Here is an 18,701-nt window from a genome sequence, read left to right as displayed (position 1 = left end):
CAAACGACCCGGCCACTGCGCGGGCCTTTGGCGTTTCCAGCGGGAGCTGTGGCGTAATGATTTTTGGTTGGCAATTGTTGGTTCAGGATGGGTTGACGTCAGCGTTTGGCTGGCAGCCCGCCCAAAAACCAGTAATCAACCGCCGGAAGTCAGCTTTTACCTTCCCATCTCATCCCCCTAAAAATCATGTCTGTAACACTTTATATCGTTCTGGCAGCCGTGCTGGCCCTCGTGGTTGGCGTGGTGCTGGGACGCCTGCTGGCCGGCAAGGCCCGGCAGGACCACGAGGGTGACGCCCGCGCCAAAAGCCAGCAGCTGCTGGCCGATGCCGAAGCCGAGGCCACCCGCATCCGCGACGAGCGGATTCAGCAGTCGAAGGATAAATTCCGCAACCTCAAGCAGGAATTTGAGCAGGAAAGCCGCCGCCAGAAGCAGAGCCTGGAGCAGGAGCTGACCGAGCGCCGCGCCAGCGTGGTGGAGCAGGAGCAGAGCATTAAGCAACTCGCCCAAACCACCCAGAAGCAGCTCGACCAGGTGCAGCGCAAGGAAAAGGAGCTCGACACGACCAAGGAGCGCCTCGAAACCCAGGCCCAGCAGCAACGCGAAAAGCTCGAACAGCAGGACGAAAAGCGCAAAGCCATCCTCGACGCCCAACTGGCCAAGCTCGAAGCCCGCGAGCAGGAAGTGGAAACCGAGCTGCGCGACATCCGCCAGCAGCTCACCGAGAAAATCAGCGCCATCACCACCCAGCTCGAAGCCATTTCGGGCCTTACGGCCGCCGAGGCCCGCGAGCAGCTGGTCGAAAGCCTGCGCAACGAAGCCCAGATTCAGGCCAGCTCCTATATCAAGGACGTGGTGGCTCAAAGCAAGCTCACGGCCACCAAAGACGCCAAGAAAATCGTGCTCGAAACCATTCAGCGTACCGCCGCCGAGCACGCCATCGAGAACTGCGTCAGCATTTTCAACATTGAAAGTGATGATGTGAAGGGCAAGATTATCGGCCGCGAGGGCCGCAATATCCGGGCCCTGGAAGCCGCCACGGGCGTCGAAATTATTGTGGATGATACGCCCGAAGCCATTATTATTTCGGGCTTCGACCCGGTGCGCCGCGAGGTAGCCCGGCTGAGTTTGCACCTGCTGGTAAAGGACGGCCGCATTCACCCGGCCCGCATCGAGGAAATTGTGGCCAAAACCCGCAAGAACATCGACGAGGAAATCATCGAAATCGGCGAAAAAACCATCATCGACCTCGGCATCCACGGTCTGCATCCCGAGCTGATTAAGATGGTGGGCCGCATGCGCTTCCGCTCCAGCTACGGCCAGAACCTGCTCCAGCACTCGCGCGAAGTAGCCAACCTTTGCGCCACCATGGCCGCCGAAATGGGCCTCAACGTGAAGCATGCCAAGCGCGCCGGCCTGCTCCACGACATCGGCAAGGTGAGCACCGAGGAGCCCGAGCTGCCCCACGCCATTCTGGGCATGGAGATGGCCAAGAAGTACAAGGAGCACCCCGATGTGGTAAACGCCATCGGTGCCCACCACGACGAAATTGAGATGACGGCCATGATTTCGCCGCTCGTGCAGGCCTGCGACGCCATTTCGGGCTCGCGCCCCGGTGCCCGCCGCGAGATGATGGAGAGCTACATCAAGCGCCTCAAGCAGCTCGAAGAAACCGCCAACGGCTTCAAGGGCGTCAACCAGTGCTTCGCCATTCAGGCCGGCCGCGAGCTGCGCGTGATGGTGGACGCCGAGAATGTAACCGACGAGCGCGCCGGCGAGCTGAGCTACGAAATCTCCCAGAAAATCGAGAAGGAGATGCAGTACCCCGGCCAGATTAAAATCACGGTTATCCGCGAAATGCGCGCCGTGGCCTACGCTAAATAGGATTGTTTAGTAAGAAAAAAGGCCCGCCGGAAGCACTTCCGGCGGGCCTTTTTTTGTGGGTTTACGGTACGGGTTTAGTCTTGCTCCAACTCCGGCAGCACAATTTCCCCCTCGAACTCGCCCGAATCGGCCAGATCGTGCAGCCAGTACTCCGAGGAAATCAGGCGTACGGCGAAGGTGCCGGGGGCGGCCGCGTCGGGCGTTACGGTCAGTTCCCAGAGGATATCATCGGCGGCATCAAAGGGCGTGGCGGCTTCCAGCTCGGCGGCGTATAGGCGTTTGATGAGCGAACGGTCGGAGAGGGCCGGGGCCAGGGCCCACAGTACGAGGCCGGCCGTGAGTTGGGTAGGCGCCTCGGGGCAAGTGAGCTGCACGGTGGCCTGCACCAGCACGGCTGCACCGTTGGGGAACGTGCCGTTGTAGGCCAGGCGCAGCAGTTGGTTGACGTCGAACAGTTGGCGGTGCAGGCCGATTTCCGGGTACTCCTCGAAAATCTTGTCGTTCTGCATGTCGTGGGCAATCTGGTCAATCTGGCCGTCGCTCAAATCGTCGCCCAGGCGGTAGCTGAGCAGCACCGTGGCGGCCTCGGCGGGTTCGAGGTCGGCCAGCGCCATAAGCGTCATCTCGCGCACTTCGGCGGCCGAAAGCGTGTCGCCGTCGGTGAAATCGGCCGCGCTCATAATGGAGCGGTAGTCGGTGAGCTGCCAGGTGTCGGGAATTTCGGTCAGCGTTTCCTTCGACTGAATGGTGGTTTTGCAGGTAACGGTCATGGGTAGGGGGTGGGGCGAAAGGAGCAGACCGCCTGGATAGCGGACGGCTGCTATATCCTGTACGTACCCGCGCTTTAAAGAGCGGGATAGTCAGCTTTCCGGGCTGACTCCGGCTTCTTGCGCGCCGATACCAGCACCGCGCAGCCGGGCCACAGCCGCCGCTGCCGCACCCGCTCGAAGCCCGCGGTTTGTAGCGCCGCAGTCAGGGCCGGTAAATTGGGCCCCGAGCGGGCGTAGCGCAGTAGAGCGATGTGAGCGGCGGCGGCCGGCCACAACCGGCCCAGCAGCGGCAGGATAACTGCCAGGTAGCGCAACAGGAAACTGCGTTGCCAGCCATCTGCCGGCAGCACTAGTTCGGTAAGAGCCAACTCGCCGCCCGGCCGCAGAAGCCGGGCGGCCTCCGTTAGCAGGGCTGGGTAAGCGGCCACGGGCAAGGTTTTCAGGCCGAAAGCGCAGGTAACGGCCGTGGCGCAGGCGGTAGGCAGCGGCGTAGCCAGTGCGTCGGCGCGATGCAGTGTGAGGGCCGGGCCGCCGGCATGACGGGCGGCGCGAACCAGCATTGCGCCCGAAAAATCGACGGCTGCTACCCGCAACTCCGGGCCAAACCGCCGGCGCAATGCCGGCCACAGGTTGGCCCCACCGGCCATCAGGTCTACTACCACGGCGGGGCCCTGAGCCGGGTGGGGTAAAGCGGCGGCTAACTGCCGGCGCCACCAGCCCAGCAACCCGCCCGATAACCAGGCCGCACAGTTGTAGGTACTAGCCAATTCATCAAACAGCTCCCGAATGCGGGCAGGCTGGTAGGGCCCGGCCAGAAAAGACGGTCGGGCCCTACCAGCCTGGTCCGGAGCCGTGACGGTCGCAACAGTTACCAGGGCAGTGCTACTCACGGAAAGTCGGGGCTAAATAAACGGCGGCGGAAGGTTCAGCCGGTTCTAAATCTGCCCCGGCCAGAATGCGTGGGGCGGGCGCCGAACCATTGTGGGCGGTGGCGGCCACGAGGGCTTCGGCTCGGTCGCGTAGCGTAAGCAGCACCTGCTCGTGCATGGCATCGAGCAAGTAGTTGCTCCACAAGTGCCAGTAAAACTGCGGGCCAATGGAGTGCCGGTAGGTGGTACGGCCTTCGAGCTGGGTCCGTCCGCCCGGCAGCGGCCGCAGCCGGAACGTGCCGCTATCCACCTGGAAGTAACCGTGCAAATGCGGGGCATGGATATCGGGGTAGGGGCTGAGTTCGCGCATAGGCGCGGGCATGTCCGGCGGGGGCACGGCAAACGTGAGGCGGCGTTCGGGCTCCCAGCCGACAATGGGTAGCCGCGCCAAGCCCTGCGAGTAGTGGCAGACCAGGGTGCGTTGGCCGGTGGCGCTGTCGAGGGCGAAGGCCGTGCGCGTGGGGTATACCACGCCGGCCCGAAACCAGCCCGAGGCTGCCGGGTAGCTGGTGGGCTGCATCAGGGCCCGCCATACCACGGCGGGCGGCGCATTCACGGTTATTGAGGTAGTTACCTGCTGCGCCACTGCCGGGGCCGGGTTGGCCGCCTCGTAATGCTGAATGGCGGGGTAAAGCAGCACCACCACCGAGAGCAGCGGCGCCGGGCGGCGGCCGCCACCCAAATCAATAACTACACTTCCCAACAGCACCCCGAACAGCGCCATTACCAATGCGAAGGGCAGCGCCATAACTACGCATATCAGCCCCTCGCCGCGCGACAGAATAAGCGCCCCCATGGAAGCAAGCACGGCCAGCACCCCTACCACCGCGCGGGTCACGGGCCAGATGTCGCGGGCCGCAGCGGGGTTGCGCCACTGGTTGATGATGACAGCTACGAAGCTGCAAATGAAGGGCGACAAGCAAAACAGGCTGATGCCGTACGACTCGTAGCGGCCCACCGACACCCACATCAGGCCCGTGCCAACCAAGCCCGCGACCATCGCCGTGCCCACTACCGAGGTCCAGGCGCTGCCCCAGACACTCGTGCGCCACGTGGGAATTAGCCGGCGGCTTGGCTGCTGCTCAGCAGCGGGTTCATTTTCAGGATTTTCCATCGTGCATCTGGGTTAGAGAGTAAAGGAAAACGTAGTGCGGGCCAGGTCAGACCACTACAGGAAAAGGCGCATGAACTTGTCCCAGAACCAGCTGCGTTCGGCTTGCATCAGCCGGTTGAGCATTTTATCCGACACGGTGGCTAGCTGCTGAATGTCGGTTAGCACCGAATGGAAAGCCCGGTAGTCGGCCTGCTCCGGGTCGCCGGGCAGGGCCGCCAGCTGATCGATGCTGTACTTCATCTGATCCAGCTCGCGCCGCTTGCGGGCCCGGATGATGCAGCGCGTAACCTGCAGCATATCCTTCTCGGCCACGAAAAACTCGCGTCGCTCTCCGGCCCGCAACTCCTTGTAAATTAGCCCCCAGTCGAGCAGCTCGCGCACCGTCTGGCTGGCGTTGCCGCGCGAGATGGTGAGTTGCTCCATAATATCTTCGGTACTCAGGGCCTCGGCGCTTACCAGCAACAAGGCGTGTACCTGGGCCAGCGTTTTGCTCACGCCCCAACTCGATCCTGATACGCCCCAGGTATGAATGAATTGCGCTTTGGCCTCGGCTAAGCTGTTATTTGGTTCCATGATTGGTTTTGTTTGGAGGGCTGCCTGGTAAATATTGCGTTGATCCGCATGACTGCCGCCTGTGCTGGCCAGCACTACCGGCCGTTACGAGTCCGCGCCGCGCCTACTTTGCTGCCAGCAAGTCGTCTAGCGCATCGGCACAGTGCGCGTAGCGGAATTCAAAGCCCAAATCAAGCAGGCGTTGGGGATATACTTTGCGGCTTTTCAGAATAAGCTCTGTTTCCGTGCGCAGCACGAAGGCCCCGATTTCCAGCAGCCACCGGGGCTGCGGTAGCACCAGCCAGGGCCGCAGCCGCTCGCGCAACTGCTGGTTAAACTCGCGGTTGGGGAGCGGATTAGGAGCGCACACATTGAAAGCGCCGCTGGCCGTTGAGGTGTTGATAAGAAACTCGACAGCCCGGCAAAAATCGGTGATGTGCAGCCAGCTAATCCACTGCCGGCCGTTGCCCTGCGGCGAGCATAGCCCTAGCCTGGCCAGCCGTGCCATTACCGGAAACGCCCCGCCATCAGTGCCCAGCACAATGGAGGTGCGAAGCGCTACTTGGCGCGTAGCCGGCCGCTGCGCCTCGGTAAAAGCAGCCTCCCAGGCCCGCGCGGCTTCCACCGAGAACCCCTCCCCGATAACTCCGTTGGCTTCGGTATTGGCCGGTTGCGTGCCTGGCGTATCGGCGTATATGGTGGCAGTGGAAGAATTAAGCCACACCTTGGGCGGCTGCTGGCAAGCGGCCACAGCCCGGCCCAGCAGCCGCGTGCTATCAAGGCGGCTAACCATAATCTGGTGGTGGTTGGCAGCCGTATAGCGGCAGTCTACGGTGCGGCCGGCCATATTCACCAGCACGTCGGCACCCTCCAACTCGGCCGTCCAGGAACCCAGGGTCTGAGCGTCCCAGTGCACGTGGCCCGGCCGGGGCTTGGTCGAGCGGCTCAGAATAACAACTTCGTAGCCCAAGCCGCGGAAATGCTGCTGCAAGTGCTGGCCCAGAAAGCCGTTGCCTCCGGCAATAATCATTTTGGCCTGCTGCATCCGGATCGGTGGGGAATTCAGAAACCAGGGAGTTCCGGCAACTGACAATCCAGCCAAGATCAAATGTATCACAAGTTTCAGTAATTATTGAAACTTGTGATACATTTATTTTCGTCAGCGAAGACTTGGAGCAGTGTAGTCCGGTATATCCGGCGGCAACCTCATCCAATGCCGGATACAAAACGGTTTGATCAAAGCCAAAAAATAGCCTTAAGCCATTTACTTCGCGTCAAACAGCTGTTCCCGCATGGAAGGTATGTGGTGGCTGGCAGCTCAGGCACGTCTCTAGCTGCTGAGTTGATGGCGGAAATAAACTGAACTCTTGATTACGTGCGCTACTGCCCCCGCCCCAGCTTCTGGAAGGCGTTGTTGAGCACTTCGGCCCAGGTGGGGTGGGCAACAACGAGGTTTTCGAGCTGCTGATAGCGCAACCCGCCCGTCATGGCCAGCTGAAACATGGTCATGATTTCGCCGCCCTGCTCGCACAATACGGCCGCGCCCAGCAGCCGGTCGTCGTCGCCTACCAGCACCTCCACGAAACCTTCGGTGCGGCCCGTTTCCACGGCCCGCCCGATGGTGCTGGCTGGCAGCCGGCTCACCCGGAAAGGCACGCCTTTTTCGCGGGCCTGGTCTTTGGAAAGCCCGATGCGGCCCAGCTGCGGTTCGGTGAACACTACATACGGCACGGGCCGCTCGTGGTAGTTGCGCGGGCGGCCGTGCAGCAGCTGGTCGCGCACGATGCGGTAATCGTCGTAGCTGATGTGGGTGAACTGGGGGCCGCCCTTCACGTCGCCGAGGGCGTACACGCCTTTAGCGGGCGTGCGCAAATCGTCGTCTACCTGAACGTAGCCGTCTTCATCGGTCGGAATGCCCGCTAACTGCAGGTCCAGCGCATCGGTGTTGGGCACGCGGCCGGTGGCCACCAGCAGGTGCGTGCCGCGCAGGCGCCGCTCGCCGCCGGGCGTGTCGACCGTGAGCGTGAGCACGTCCGCCTCGTTGCGCGAAACGTGCCGGGCTTCGGCTTCGAGCACCAGCTCTACGCCTTCGGCCTGCAACAATTCCTGCAGCGGCCGGCTCACGTCGGTGTCTTCGCGGTCCATGAGGGTGGCCGAGGTTTCGATGATGGTCACGCGCGAACCCAGGCGGCGAAACATCTGCCCGAACTCGACGCCGATGTAGCTGCCGCCCAGAATGAGCAGGTGTTCGGGTAGCTCCGTCAGGCCCAGTAGCAGCGTGTCGTTGGTGAGGTAGCCGCTGGCTTCGAGGCCCGCAATGAGGGGCACCGCCGCCCGCGTGCCGGTGTTGATGAAGATAAGCGGAGCCGTCAGTTGTTCGTGGCCGGCTTTCTTGTCGTGCAAATCAACATGCAGCGTATTGGGAGCCGTGAAGCGGGCGCGGCCGCGCACCAGCCGGATGTTGGGGTGCTCGGTGGTCAGGCTCTGCTCGATTCCGTTGCGCGAGTCCTGGGTCAGCCGGTCTTTGCGGGCTACTATGGCGGCAAAATCCACCACGGGCTCGGGCGCGCGGATGCCCAGCTCGCCGGCCGTGCGCACCAAATGAGCCCGCTGAGCCGAAGCCAGCAGCATTTTGGTAGGCGCGCAGCCGTAGTTGACGCACGAGCCGCCCAGGTGGGCACTTTCGATAAGGGCCACGCGCCGGCCGGCTTCGGCCAGCGCATAAGCCAGCGGGTTGCCGGCCTGGCCGGAGCCGATAATCAGGGCGTCGTAAGGAGTTGCGGGCATACAAACAGGTTTGGCGGGAGCAGGTCCCGCCCTCTGTACGCAACTGCCGCGCTTGCGGCTACGCAACGAAGCCCGGCCGGGTGCGTTAGGTCGGCAGCCGGGGCCCGGGCGGTGGCATTGCCGTCAACTCTGGCGCCGCTTTTCTATCTTCCCGCATCGGCTTCATTTCCCGGTTCATGCTTTTTCGACTCCGCGCGCTTTTCGGCCTGCTCCTTCCGCTCCTGCTGCTCACGGGCTGCGCGTCGCTCTACTTTCCGCCCCCGCCCCAGGTGCCGCTGCTTACCCAGAAGGGCGAGTGGAGCGCCGGCGTGCACACCAACCTCAGCCAGAACACGGCCCTGCAGGGCGCCTACGCCCTCTCCGACCACATCGGCGTGATGGGCTCGGCCTCGTTTCTGCACACCAATATAAAGAAGGAAGCCGTCGACCAAGACTTTGCCGAGCTGGGCCTGGGCTACTTCACCCGCCTGCCCGACAAGCGGGTGCTGGAAATTTACGGCGGCTACGGCGGCGGCCGCACCAAGCGCGTGGAGCGCAACCCCACCGAGGGCATCACGCGCACCCTGGAGGCGGGCCTGAACAAGTATTTCGTGCAGGTGAACTACACGAGCAAGGAGAAGAAAAGCTACTACCTGCTCGGCCGCGACTGGCCCCTGACCTACGGCACGGCCCTGCGCGCCAGCTACGTCACGCTCACCGATTTTCGCCTCAATGGCCAGCCCGCTTTCAACGAAGACAACATCCTGTTCGAGCCCATCACCTACGCCCGCGTCAAGCTCATCGGCCCGCTCGATGGCCAGTTCATCAGCGGCTACAACTTCGGCCTCAAGCACCGTAAATACCTGAAAGCCGCCAACTCGGTCTTCCAGCTAGGTATCGTGGTGAACCTGGGCGGGCAGACGGGGGGGAAGTAAAAAAATAGCTGATGAGTATAGCTGTGTTGCCCGTTTTTGAGTTGCCAGCATCTATCATTCATTGGGACCAGATTGGAGCCAGACCATCAGGCGCCTTCTGGCAGAACCCGTCGGACTGGGAGGAATTTGAGGCAAAAATTCTTCGGCTGAGCGGCTTTACCCAGCACCTCCCGGCAGTTAAGAGTAGTAGGTATCTTCGGGCGGACAGTTTGGCAGTGGATGATTTGCGCCGACTTATAGATGCGCATCTGGAAGTGACGGAAAATAAGCGTGTTCCGGTAGTAGAATCGTGTGCCCTGTTTGGTGGCGCAATTCTGATTATAGACGATCTGCCTGTGCTTTTTCCGCAGTGTTGTAGTACAATTTCCACTGTATATGACTGGAAGGTACTATTGGCGCCGCAGTTTCAGGAGGGATACTTCTGCCTTGAAGGCCATCCTGCTCCTAAAGCCATCCGGGAGCAGGATTACCTCAACATCATTTGTGAAGATGAAGGGGAGGAATTCTACCCGCCTACGACGCCAATCATCCGGGTTGAAGTAGCCGATTTGGCAATGGCTGTTGAGCAAGCCGAATTGCAAATGCAGAGGCTGTGCGAGCGAGTAGATTCGCTATCTGCCGAATATGGTGCCAAAAGTATCTCTCGTTATCTGATCCAGGGGCAATAAAACAGAAAGGCCTCAGCAGAAGCTGAGGCCTTTTCAGTGTATGTTGATAGCGCAGCTTACTTGCCGCCCAGCACTTTCAGCATCGTCTCACCGATTTCGGCGGGCGAATCCACTACGTGGATGCCGCACTCGCGCATGATGGCCATTTTGGCGGCGGCCGTGTCGTCGGCGCCGCCTACGATGGCGCCGGCGTGGCCCATGCGGCGGCCGGCGGGGGCGGTCTGACCGGCAATGAAACCTACCACGGGCTTCTTGTTACCGGTTTCCTTGATCCAGCGGGCGGCTTCGGCTTCCATGCCGCCACCGATTTCGCCAATCATCACGATGCCCTCGGTTTCGGGGTCGTTCATGAGCATTTCTACGGCCTCCTTGGTGGTAGTACCGATAATCGGGTCGCCGCCGATGCCGATGGCCGTGGTCTGGCCCAGGCCGGCTTTGGTGAGCTGGTCAACGGCTTCGTAGGTCAGGGTACCCGACTTGGAAACAATACCGATTTTGCCTTTCTGGAAGATGAAGCCGGGCATGATGCCCACTTTGCACTCGCCGGCCGTCATGACGCCGGGGCAGTTGGGCCCGATCATGCGCAGGCCCTCGCGGCCCTTCAGGTACTCCTTCACCGCAATCATGTCCTTGGTCGGGATGCCCTCGGTGATGGTGACGATAACTTTGATGCCGGCGTCGGCGGCCTCCATAATGGCGTCGGCGGCGAAAGCGGGGGGCACGAAAATGATGCTGGTGTCGGCGCCGGTTTCGGCAACGGCCTCGGCCATGGTGTTGAACACGGGGCGCTCCAGGTGCTGGGTGCCGCCTTTGCCGGGCGTTACGCCGCCCACTACCTGGGTGCCGTACTCAATCATCTGCTGGGCGTGGAACGAGCCTTCGGAGCCCGTGAAACCCTGCACCAACACTTTAGAATCCTTGTTTACCAGAACACTCATAAAAGGGGGATTAGCGGAAATTGCTTCGTGGAAGTGGGAACAGCGGCCGCCGCGCGGGCGGCAGCGCAAAAGTAGGGTTTTCTAGTTTAGCCGTTTGGCCTTATTGCAAAGAACGTCATTCAGAGCGGAGCGAAGCATCGCGCGTGCTGATGTTAAGCTTGAACAGCAACGTCAGCACGCGCGATTTTTCGCTCCGCTCTGAATGACGTACAGTTGTCCGCTAACAGCTCAAGAAAAGTTACCTTTGCGGACGCAAACCACCCCTGACATATGTATTTCAATAATATCGTTGAAACCATCGGCAACACGCCGCTGGTGAAGCTCAATAAAGTAACGGACGGCATCAAAGGCACCGTGCTGGCTAAAGTGGAGTACTTCAATCCCGGCAACTCGGTGAAGGACCGGATGGCCGTGAAAATGATTGACGACGCCGAAAAAGCGGGTCTGCTGAAGCCCGGCGGCACCATCATCGAGGGCACCAGCGGCAACACCGGCATGGGCCTGGCCCTCACGGCCATTGCCCGCGGCTACAAGTGCATCTTCACAATGAGCGACAAGCAGAGCAAGGAAAAGCAGGACATTCTGAAAGCCGTGGGCGCCGAGGTAATCGTGTGCCCCACCAACGTGCCGGCCGACGACCCGCGCAGCTACTACTCCATTGCCCGCAAGCTGAACGCCGAAATTCCGAACTCGTTCTACCCCAACCAGTACGATAACCCCTCCAACGCCGAGGCCCACTACGAAACCACGGGCCCCGAAATTTGGGCGCAGACTGAGGGCAACATCACGCACTTCGCGGCCGGCGTAGGCACGGGCGGCACCATCTGCGGCACCGGCAAGTTCCTAAAGGAGCAGAACCCGGCCATTGTCTCCATCGGCCTCGACACCTACGGCTCGGTGTTCAAGAAGTACAAGGAGACGGGCATCTTCGATGAGAACGAGATTTACTCGTACAAAACCGAAGGCATCGGCGAAGATATTCTGCCCAAAAACGTCGATTTCGACCTGATTGACCTCTTCATTAAGGTAACCGACAAGGATGCGGCCCTGATGACGCGCCGGCTGGCCAAGGAAGAAGGCCTGTTTGTGGGCTGGTCGTGCGGTTCGGCCGTGTTCGGGGCCCTCGAATACGCCCGCGAGCACCTGCAGGAAGACGACACGATGGTCATCGTTCTGCCCGACCACGGCACGCGCTACCTCGGCAAAATCTACAACGACGAGTGGATGCGCGAACAAGGCTGGCTGTAGCCGGTTACGCTTTTCCTCCCGCTTTTTACTCCGCTTCCGGTATGGCATCCAGGCTCCGCAGCATCGTTTTAGTCGACGATAACGAAACCACCAGCTTCCTCAACAACCGCCTGCTCAGCCGCCTCGAAGTGGCCGAACAGGTGTACACTTACCACAAAGCCGAGCAGGCGTACCAGCAAATTTGGGGCAGTGAGAAGGAGGAAGCCCGCGCCCCCGACCTGGTGTTTGTGGACCTGAAAATGCCCGGCATGGACGGCTTCGAATTCCTGAAGCTCTTCAGCGCCCTGCCCCCGGAAGTGCGCGAGAAAACCGTGATGGCCGTGCTCACCACCTCCATGCACGCCGCCGACACTGCCCGCGTGGCCCAGTACCCCAACGTGGAGTACCTGGCCAAGCCCCTGACGGAGGAAAAGCTGAGCAAGCTGCTGGAAAAGCGGTTTTAGGTTTGAGGAGCTGTAAGCTACAAGCGGCAAGCTGACGGCCTGTCATCCTGGGTAAAGCGAAGGACCTCATTGCGTAAAGACGAGTCGTTATTACGGTCGTTCAAGCGTAGTGAGGTCCTTCGCTTTACTCAGGATGACAGGCCGTCAGCTTGCCGCTTGTAGCTTACAGCTTGGAGCTATTTTTACGCCACTACGTTCTCCACGAACCGGAAGGCCTCGCCATCAAACAGGCCTTTGTCGCTGAGCTTGAGGCTGGGGATGACGAGCAGGGCCATAAACGAAAGCGTCATGAACGGGGCCTGGAGCGGAGAGCCCAGGGCCTTGGCCGCCGCATCGACGGCCGAGTAGGTGGCCGCCACGTCCGGGCCGGGCTGGTCCGACATGAGGCCGGCCACGGGCAGCGGCAGCACCAGTTCGGTGCCATCGGGCGACACGACGGCCAGGCCGCCGCGGGCGTCCATTACCAGCTGCACGGCGCGAGCCAGGCTGGCGTCGTCGGCGCCCACGGCCGTGATGTTGTGCGAATCGTGGCCGACGCTGCTGGCCAGGGCGCCGCCGTTCAGGCCGAAGCCTTGGATGAAGGCCACCGCCGGTGGGGCCGCGTGGTAGCGGTTGACCACCGTCAGCTTGAGCATGTCGCGGCTCAGGTCGGGCACTACCAGGCCGTTTTCTACCAGCGCCGGCTCGTCGTGCCGGGCCGTAATCAGCTGCCCATCGAAGCACTCAATAAGGCGGACGGTTGCCTCGGTGCCCGGCTGGCCGTCCGGAGCGATGCGCACCTCGAAATTCTGGGCCTGCACCTCGTGAGGCGTGAAGTTGTTGACGACTTCCACCGGCGCGGCCGGAATCAGCGTTTCGCCGTTTTCAGCCACCAGCACGCCGTCGAGGTAGGTCTGGCGGACGCGGAAATCCGTCAGGTCATCTACCACAATAAAGTCGGCCGGGTCGCCCTCGCGGAGCAGGCCCACGGGCAGCCGGTAGTGCTCGACGGGGTTGCGGCAGGCCACGCGTAGCACCTTCAACACATCCTGGCCACGGGCCACGGCGCGTTGCACGAGCTGGTTGATGTGGCCCAGCAGCAGCGTGTCGGGGTGCTTGTCGTCGGAGCAGAACATCAGGTGCTCGTAGTGCTCGGGCAGCAGATCGATGAGGGCTTCGAAGTTGCGGGCCGCCGAGCCTTCGCGAATCAGGATTTTCATACCCGCCGCCAGCTTGTCCACGGCCTCGCCGGCCATAAAGCACTCGTGGTCGGTGCTGATACCGGCCCCGGCGTAGCGGCGCGCATCGTCGCCGAGCAGGCCGGGAGCGTGGCCATCCACGGGCCGGTTGTAGCGCCGGGCCAGGGCAATTTTCTCCATCACCACTTCGTCGCGGTTCAGTACGCCGGGCCAGTTCATCATCTCGGCCAGGTAGCCGATTTCGGGATGGTCGCGAAACAGGGCCTCGATGTCGGCGGCGGTTATTTCGGCGCCGGCCGTTTCGAAGGGCGTGGCCGGCACGCAGGAGGGGGCCCCGAAGCAGAACTTGAACGGTACCTGGGCGGCGTTGGCGAGCATGTACTTCACGCCGGCCACGCCCAGCACGTTGCCGATTTCGTGCGGGTCGGAGACGGTGGCGACGGTGCCGTGCGTAACGGCCAGGCGGGCAAACTCGGAGGGCACCAGCAGCGAGCTTTCCACGTGCACGTGGGCATCCACGAAACCGGGCAGCGCGTAGGGCAGGGCGGGGTCGGGCGTGGTGGGGCCCAGCGGCGCTATTTGCCGGATGCGGCCCCCGGCCACGTGCACTGTGGCGGGGATTATGGTGTTGGCAAACAGGTCGATAACATTGGCCTGGAGCGAGAAATCAAGCGGCATAAGCAGGGGAGAAGGCACGAAGGAAAACCGGGCCGCGGGGCGGCGGGCGGGTAAAGAACCGTATATTTGCCCAAAATCTGCGCCGTGAGAAAGATGATGACTTTGCTGCTGGCCGCCTGCATCGGCGGCTCGGGCCTGCTGACCGCGGGCTGCGCCGCCCGCTCGCCGCTCCAGAAAAAAACGGCCAGCTTCAAGCGCAAAGCCAAGTCCGGCAAGATTCCCTGTCCCTGCGAAAGCCACTAAAAGACCATCAGCCGGCGGCCACCCCGTCGGCTCGTTGCTGTTACTGCCCTTCACTTACCTGCCCATGCCCGCCGACGAATCGCCCTTAGCCGCCCTGCAAAGCGCTGCCGAAGCCGTGCGCCACCAGCTGCGCCTCAACGCCTACGACGAAGCCGCCGTGCAGCGGCTGGCCGAGTTTATTGAAGTGCAGCGCCCCATCATCAAAGACGAGGAGCGCGAAGGCGTTATCAAGACGCTGGGCTGCTTTCTGGGCCAGTGCCTGGTGCAGACTTACGGCGGCACCTGGGCCCAGAACCCCCAGGGCGTAACGGGCGTGGGCCTGCACGACGTGCATTTTTTCAACCCCTTCTACCGCGTGGGCGAGCAGCTGGCCAAGGGTTCCGAGCACTCGGTAGCAACCTTTTTTGCCAGCATCTCCGAGCGTCTGGCCGCCGGGCAGCCGGCCCGCAAAAACTGGATTCAGTGAAACCCCTTCCGTTTGAAGCCGACCCCGGCCAGCGCCCCGACTCCGCCATGCAGAAAATCGTGATTGCCATCGACGGCTACTCTTCGTGCGGCAAAAGCACCACGGCCAAAGCCGTGGCCGCCGAGCTTGGCTACGCCTACATCGATACCGGCGCCATGTACCGGGGCGTAACGCTGTATCTGCTCGAAAACAGCATTGCCTTCGACGACTTGCCAAGCATCGAGCAGGCCCTGCACGACATGCAGATCAGCTTCAAGCGCAACCGCCAGACGGGCCGCAACGAGCTGTGCCTCGACGGCAAGATCCGGGAGGACGAAATCCGGCAGATGCGCATTTCCAACTCGGTGAGCGAGGTGTCGGGGCTGCCGGTGGTGCGCCACGCCATGGTGCGCCAGCAGCAGCAGATGGGCCGCCGGCGCGGCGTGGTGATGGACGGGCGTGACATCGGCACCACCGTTTTCCCCGACGCCGAGGTGAAGGTGTTTATGACGGCCGAGGTGCTCACCCGCGCCCTGCGCCGGCAGGAAGAGCTGGCCATCAAGAACGAGCACGTGCCGGTGGAGGACATCGTGGAGAACCTGCAGAAGCGCGACTACCTCGATTCGACCCGCACTGAAAGCCCCCTGCGCCGCGCCGCCGATGCCGTGCTGCTCGACACCACCCACATGATGATTGACGAGCAGGTGGATTTCGTGCTGGAGCGCGTATCGGCCGCCCTGTTTTCCCGGGCCGTCAGGGGCTGATTAAAGGAACGTCATTCAGAGCATGTGGCGCATCAAGCCAGGGACGAAGAATCTCGCGTGCTGACGATGACCTTACTCGTTAACAGTGCCTTAGCGAGATTCTTCGTCCCTGGCTTGATGCGCCACATGCTCTGAATGACGCCCTTTTAGAACATGGCACGACCTAAACCACTGCCGCGCCTGTTATAGCAGCAGAACTTGGCCCGTAATTCGCGGGTCCGGCCGGGGCCGCCCGTTTCCGACCCCCGTTTCATCATCCCAAGCGCATGAACGTCCTTATTGACAAGAATTCCGGTTACTGCTTCGGCGTTGAATTCGCTATCCAGATGGCCGAAGACGAGCTGGCCCACGAGCATAGCCTGTACTGTCTGGGCGACATCGTGCACAACCGCATGGAAGTGGAGCGCCTGCACGCGCTGGGCCTGCGCATCATCGACCGCGAGCAGCTGGAGGAAATCCACGATGCCAAGGTGCTCATCCGGGCCCACGGCGAGCCGCCGGCCACCTACGAGCTGGCCCTGCGCAACAACCTGGAGCTGATTGACGCCTCGTGCCCGGTGGTGCTCAAGCTGCAGAACCGCGTCAAGCACGCCTTCGACGCGGCCAACCGCCAGCAGGGCCAGATTGTGCTATACGGCCAGCCCGGCCACGCCGAAGTGGCCGGCCTCGCGGGCCAGACGCGCAACCAGGCCATCATCGTGATGAACGAGGCCGACCTCGACCAGGTGGATTTCTCGCGGCCCGTCACGCTCTTCAGCCAGACCACCAAAAGCACGGCCGGCTTCTACCACATGAAGGCCGTCATCGAGGAGCGCATTCAGGCGGCCGGCGGCTCGCTCGACTCGTTCGACGCCAACGACAGCATCTGCCGGCAGGTGAGCAACCGCGAGCCGGCCCTGCGCCTTTTTGCCCAGCAGCACGACGTAATTGTGTTCGTGAGCGGGCGCAAAAGCTCCAACGGCAAGGCCCTGTTCTCGGTGGTCAACCAAACCAACCCGCGCAGCTACTTCGTGGAAAACGAGCAGGAGCTGGACGAAGCCTGGTTCCACGGAGCCGACTCGGTGGGCATCTGCGGGGCCACCAGCACCCCCATGTGGCTGATGGAGCGCTTGAAGGGCCGCATTGAGGAAGTAGGCGTTGGGGTTTAGGTCTTAGGGACTTAGGTTTTAGGGCTTAGAAACCACCTGTCATCCTGAGCGCAGCGAAGGACCTATATAGAAGGTAATGTCTTTTGATGTTAGCTTCTGTATAGGTCCTTCGCTGCGCTCAGGATGACAGTATCTTTGCCGTTCGCCTAAGCCCTAAGCCCTAAGTTCCTAAACCCTAAAACCCATGCGCCAGTACCTCAACTACTTTCTGAGCGGCTTTCTGATTGTGGCCCCCATCGGGCTCACGGCCTACATTCTGTTCGCGGTGCTGCGCTGGCTCGACGACCTGTTTGCGGGCCTGAGCTTCGATGTGCCGGGGCTGGGGCTGCTGGTGGCCGTGCTGCTGATTACGGCCGTGGGCTTCGTGGCCAAGTCGTTTCTGGTGCGGCCCTTCCTCATTATCACCGAGCGGGTGCTGCACCGCACGCCCCTGGTCAGCATCATCTATTCGAGCCTCAAAGACCTGTTCGACGCCTTTGTGGGCGACAACCAGAAGTTCAACCGTCCGGTGCTGGTGCGCCTCAACGCGGCCGATGACGTATTCAAAATGGGCTTCGTAACCCAGCCCAGCATGAGCGCCATCACCCGCGACGACCTGCTGGCCGTGTACTTCCCGCACTCCTACAACTTCTCGGGCGAGCTGGTGCTGGTACCCATCGAAAACGTGACGTACCTGGAGCTGCCCAGCAGCGAGGTGATGAAGTTTATCGTGTCGGGCGGCGTTTCGCGGCTGGGGTAGGGGTGAAGACGCGACTTGGTGAACAAAATGGACAGCCCCAGCGGGGCGGCATATCGGTAGCAGGAGAACGAAATACATTAAACGGGAAGCCCCAGCGGGGCGGCACCAATCGTTCAACGAAGGTGTCGCCCCGCTGGGGCTTTCGTTTCGCATGCATCTGCTTTAACTACCGATATGCCGCCCCGCTGGGGCTATCCACCTCGTTCACCCGTGAATGTTCTTATAGGACTTACGCAAAAGGGGGCCGTAGGCTTGTAGCGCGAAGCTTCCGCTTCGCGCACCGTTGAACATAACCACCTAACAATGAGCAACGATACGCGAAGCAGAAGCTTCGCGCTACAGTCGTTCTGCGTAAGCCCTATCTTATTAACGCATCACCCGCTTCAACCGCTGCTTTCAACGCTTCGGAAACGGCTGGCAACGGTTGGGCAACTGCGGGTTGGGGCGGGCCGAAGGAACCGCTAGGTTTGAAGCAGTCAACCCCTTAAACCCCGCCCGCTCATGGAAACGCCCGACCGCAACCCCCAGCTCTGGCGCCTGGCCCGGCAGCGTGCCCGGTTCCAGTCCAGCCTGCTCACCTTCCTGTTCGTCAATGCCATCCTGTGGGCCGTATGGGCCTTTACGGGCCGCGATTCTTACCCGATTCCGTGGCCGCTGTGGGTGACGTTTTTCTGGGGCCTCGGCCTGCTTATCCGCGGGCTGAAAGCCTACGGCGGCCTGGGCTGGGCCGACCTGTCGGAGCGCGAATACGAAAAGCTGGTGCGCCGGCAGCGCGACGAGCTGCGCTAACCGCGCCGGCCGGTAAGCGTCCGGTACTGCTTCCGGAAGAGAAACACCTGCCCAAAGCGGTGCCCACCCGGCCCCCGGCCCCGGCTCAGGCGACTGAAGCGGCAGAAATAGCTTGAGAATCTTCTTCGGTTGCCTGAGAATCTTCTTCGGGAGCTTGAGAATCTTCTTCAGTAGCTTGAGAATCCTCTTCGGTTACCTGCGGCGCCTCTTCGGTTACCTGCGCGGGAGCTTTGGTTGCTTGCGGGCAATCTTCGGTTGCTTGAGGAAGTGCTTCGGGAGCTTGCGGCATCTCTTTGGTTGCCTGCGCGGGGGCTTCGGTTGCTTAAGCAGGGGCTGGCAGGCTGTAGAGACGCGACCCATCGCGTCTCGGCGTTGAACGGCAACGCCTGATGGGCACCGCCTGATGGGCACCGCTTGAACGGCAACGCCTGATGGGCAACGTCAGCAACGCCGAGACGCGATGGGTCGCG

Annotated in this window: 19 protein-coding genes and 1 pseudogene; 11 read left to right on the top strand and 9 right to left on the bottom strand. The window is 61.8% G+C overall.

The genetic code is table 11. The features are described 5' to 3' along the window. Positions 1–186 precede the first annotated feature (186 nt). Positions 187–1,884: a ribonuclease Y gene (rny, locus tag H145_RS0100200; RefSeq protein WP_019946114.1), complete on the top strand. Its 1,698-nt coding sequence runs from the start codon at positions 187–189 to the stop codon at positions 1,882–1,884. Between the two features lie 74 nt (positions 1,885–1,958). On the opposite strand, the gene H145_RS19295 is transcribed toward rny, so the two are convergent. The 6 genes from H145_RS19295 to H145_RS0100170 all read right to left on the bottom strand — a co-directional run bounded on the left by H145_RS19295 (position 1,959) and on the right by H145_RS0100170 (position 8,036). Next, positions 1,959–2,654, bottom strand: coding sequence for a hypothetical protein (locus H145_RS19295; RefSeq protein ID WP_019946113.1), 696 nt, complete (start codon positions 2,652–2,654; stop codon positions 1,959–1,961). Positions 2,655–2,728: 74 nt separating this feature from the next. Continuing rightward, positions 2,729–3,544 (bottom strand): class I SAM-dependent methyltransferase, encoded by an 816-nt coding sequence (locus tag H145_RS0100190; RefSeq protein ID WP_071595093.1) that lies wholly within the window; start codon positions 3,542–3,544, stop codon positions 2,729–2,731. Further along, positions 3,537–4,697 (bottom strand): SRPBCC family protein, encoded by a 1,161-nt coding sequence (locus H145_RS0100185; protein ID WP_019946111.1) that lies wholly within the window; start codon positions 4,695–4,697, stop codon positions 3,537–3,539. The genes H145_RS0100190 and H145_RS0100185 overlap by 8 nt, the downstream gene beginning before the upstream one ends. 54 nt (positions 4,698–4,751) lie before the next feature. Beyond that, positions 4,752–5,270 carry a GbsR/MarR family transcriptional regulator gene (locus tag H145_RS0100180; RefSeq protein WP_033425705.1) on the bottom strand — a complete coding sequence of 173 codons (519 nt, stop codon included), beginning with the start codon at positions 5,268–5,270 and terminating at the stop codon, positions 4,752–4,754. A gap of 103 nt (positions 5,271–5,373) precedes the next feature. Next, positions 5,374–6,279, bottom strand: coding sequence for a TIGR01777 family oxidoreductase (locus tag H145_RS0100175; protein ID WP_205619285.1), 906 nt, complete (start codon positions 6,277–6,279; stop codon positions 5,374–5,376). Positions 6,280–6,629: 350 nt separating this feature from the next. Next, complete coding sequence (locus tag H145_RS0100170) at positions 6,630–8,036, bottom strand: mercuric reductase (protein ID WP_019946108.1); 1,407 nt, start codon at positions 8,034–8,036, stop codon at positions 6,630–6,632. A gap of 176 nt (positions 8,037–8,212) precedes the next feature. On the opposite strand from H145_RS0100170, the gene H145_RS0100165 reads away from it, so the two are divergent. After that, a complete protein-coding gene (locus H145_RS0100165) occupies positions 8,213–8,950 on the top strand; it encodes a hypothetical protein (protein WP_019946107.1) in 738 nt (245 codons plus the stop codon). Between the two features lie 23 nt (positions 8,951–8,973). Next, positions 8,974–9,618 (top strand): hypothetical protein, encoded by a 645-nt coding sequence (locus H145_RS0100160; protein ID WP_205619284.1) that lies wholly within the window; start codon positions 8,974–8,976, stop codon positions 9,616–9,618. Between the two features lie 56 nt (positions 9,619–9,674). On the opposite strand, the gene sucD is transcribed toward H145_RS0100160, so the two are convergent. Then, complete coding sequence (gene sucD, locus H145_RS0100155) at positions 9,675–10,556, bottom strand: succinate--CoA ligase subunit alpha (protein ID WP_019946105.1); 882 nt, start codon at positions 10,554–10,556, stop codon at positions 9,675–9,677. 270 nt (positions 10,557–10,826) lie between these two features. Between sucD and H145_RS19290 the strand changes: the two are divergent. Together H145_RS19290 and H145_RS0100145 are read left to right on the top strand one after the other, a co-directional pair. Next, positions 10,827–11,801 (top strand): annotated as a pseudogene (locus H145_RS19290) (PLP-dependent cysteine synthase family protein); the annotation flags it as partial. Between the two features lie 44 nt (positions 11,802–11,845). Beyond that, the gene (locus H145_RS0100145) at positions 11,846–12,247 is read left to right on the top strand and encodes a response regulator (RefSeq protein ID WP_019946103.1); all 402 of its coding nucleotides are present in this window, start codon (positions 11,846–11,848) and stop codon (positions 12,245–12,247) included. A gap of 182 nt (positions 12,248–12,429) precedes the next feature. On the opposite strand, the gene ade is transcribed toward H145_RS0100145, so the two are convergent. Then, positions 12,430–14,103, bottom strand: a complete 1,674-nt coding sequence (gene ade / locus H145_RS0100140; protein WP_019946102.1) for an adenine deaminase — start codon at positions 14,101–14,103, stop codon at positions 12,430–12,432. 93 nt (positions 14,104–14,196) lie between these two features. On the opposite strand from ade, the gene H145_RS23855 reads away from it, so the two are divergent. The 6 genes from H145_RS23855 (at position 14,197) to H145_RS0100110 (ending at position 18,231) form a co-directional block, all read left to right on the top strand. Beyond that, positions 14,197–14,346 carry a hypothetical protein gene (locus H145_RS23855; protein ID WP_157540905.1) on the top strand — a complete coding sequence of 50 codons (150 nt, stop codon included), beginning with the start codon at positions 14,197–14,199 and terminating at the stop codon, positions 14,344–14,346. A gap of 64 nt (positions 14,347–14,410) precedes the next feature. Further along, complete coding sequence (locus H145_RS0100130; protein ID WP_205619283.1) at positions 14,411–14,812, top strand: hypothetical protein; 402 nt, start codon at positions 14,411–14,413, stop codon at positions 14,810–14,812. A 47-nt stretch (positions 14,813–14,859) separates the two neighbouring features. Beyond that, complete coding sequence (cmk, locus tag H145_RS0100125; protein WP_033425714.1) at positions 14,860–15,555, top strand: (d)CMP kinase; 696 nt, start codon at positions 14,860–14,862, stop codon at positions 15,553–15,555. 266 nt (positions 15,556–15,821) lie between these two features. After that, positions 15,822–16,703 (top strand): 4-hydroxy-3-methylbut-2-enyl diphosphate reductase, encoded by an 882-nt coding sequence (locus H145_RS0100120; RefSeq protein ID WP_019946098.1) that lies wholly within the window; start codon positions 15,822–15,824, stop codon positions 16,701–16,703. A 184-nt stretch (positions 16,704–16,887) separates the two neighbouring features. Beyond that, positions 16,888–17,442 carry a DUF502 domain-containing protein gene (locus H145_RS0100115; protein ID WP_019946097.1) on the top strand — a complete coding sequence of 185 codons (555 nt, stop codon included), beginning with the start codon at positions 16,888–16,890 and terminating at the stop codon, positions 17,440–17,442. A gap of 501 nt (positions 17,443–17,943) precedes the next feature. Continuing rightward, a complete protein-coding gene (locus tag H145_RS0100110) occupies positions 17,944–18,231 on the top strand; it encodes a 2TM domain-containing protein (RefSeq protein WP_019946096.1) in 288 nt (95 codons plus the stop codon). 85 nt (positions 18,232–18,316) lie between these two features. Here the strand turns inward: H145_RS0100110 and H145_RS23850 are convergent, their stop codons facing one another. Then, a complete protein-coding gene (locus H145_RS23850; RefSeq protein WP_157540902.1) occupies positions 18,317–18,520 on the bottom strand; it encodes a hypothetical protein in 204 nt (67 codons plus the stop codon). Positions 18,521–18,701 lie beyond the last annotated feature (181 nt).

This window comes from Hymenobacter aerophilus DSM 13606, assembly GCF_000382225.1.
GTDB classification, from domain to species: domain Bacteria; phylum Bacteroidota; class Bacteroidia; order Cytophagales; family Hymenobacteraceae; genus Hymenobacter; species Hymenobacter aerophilus.
Note: the sequence above shows the minus strand (reverse complement) of the source record. Positions and strands in the feature narration are given on the sequence as shown.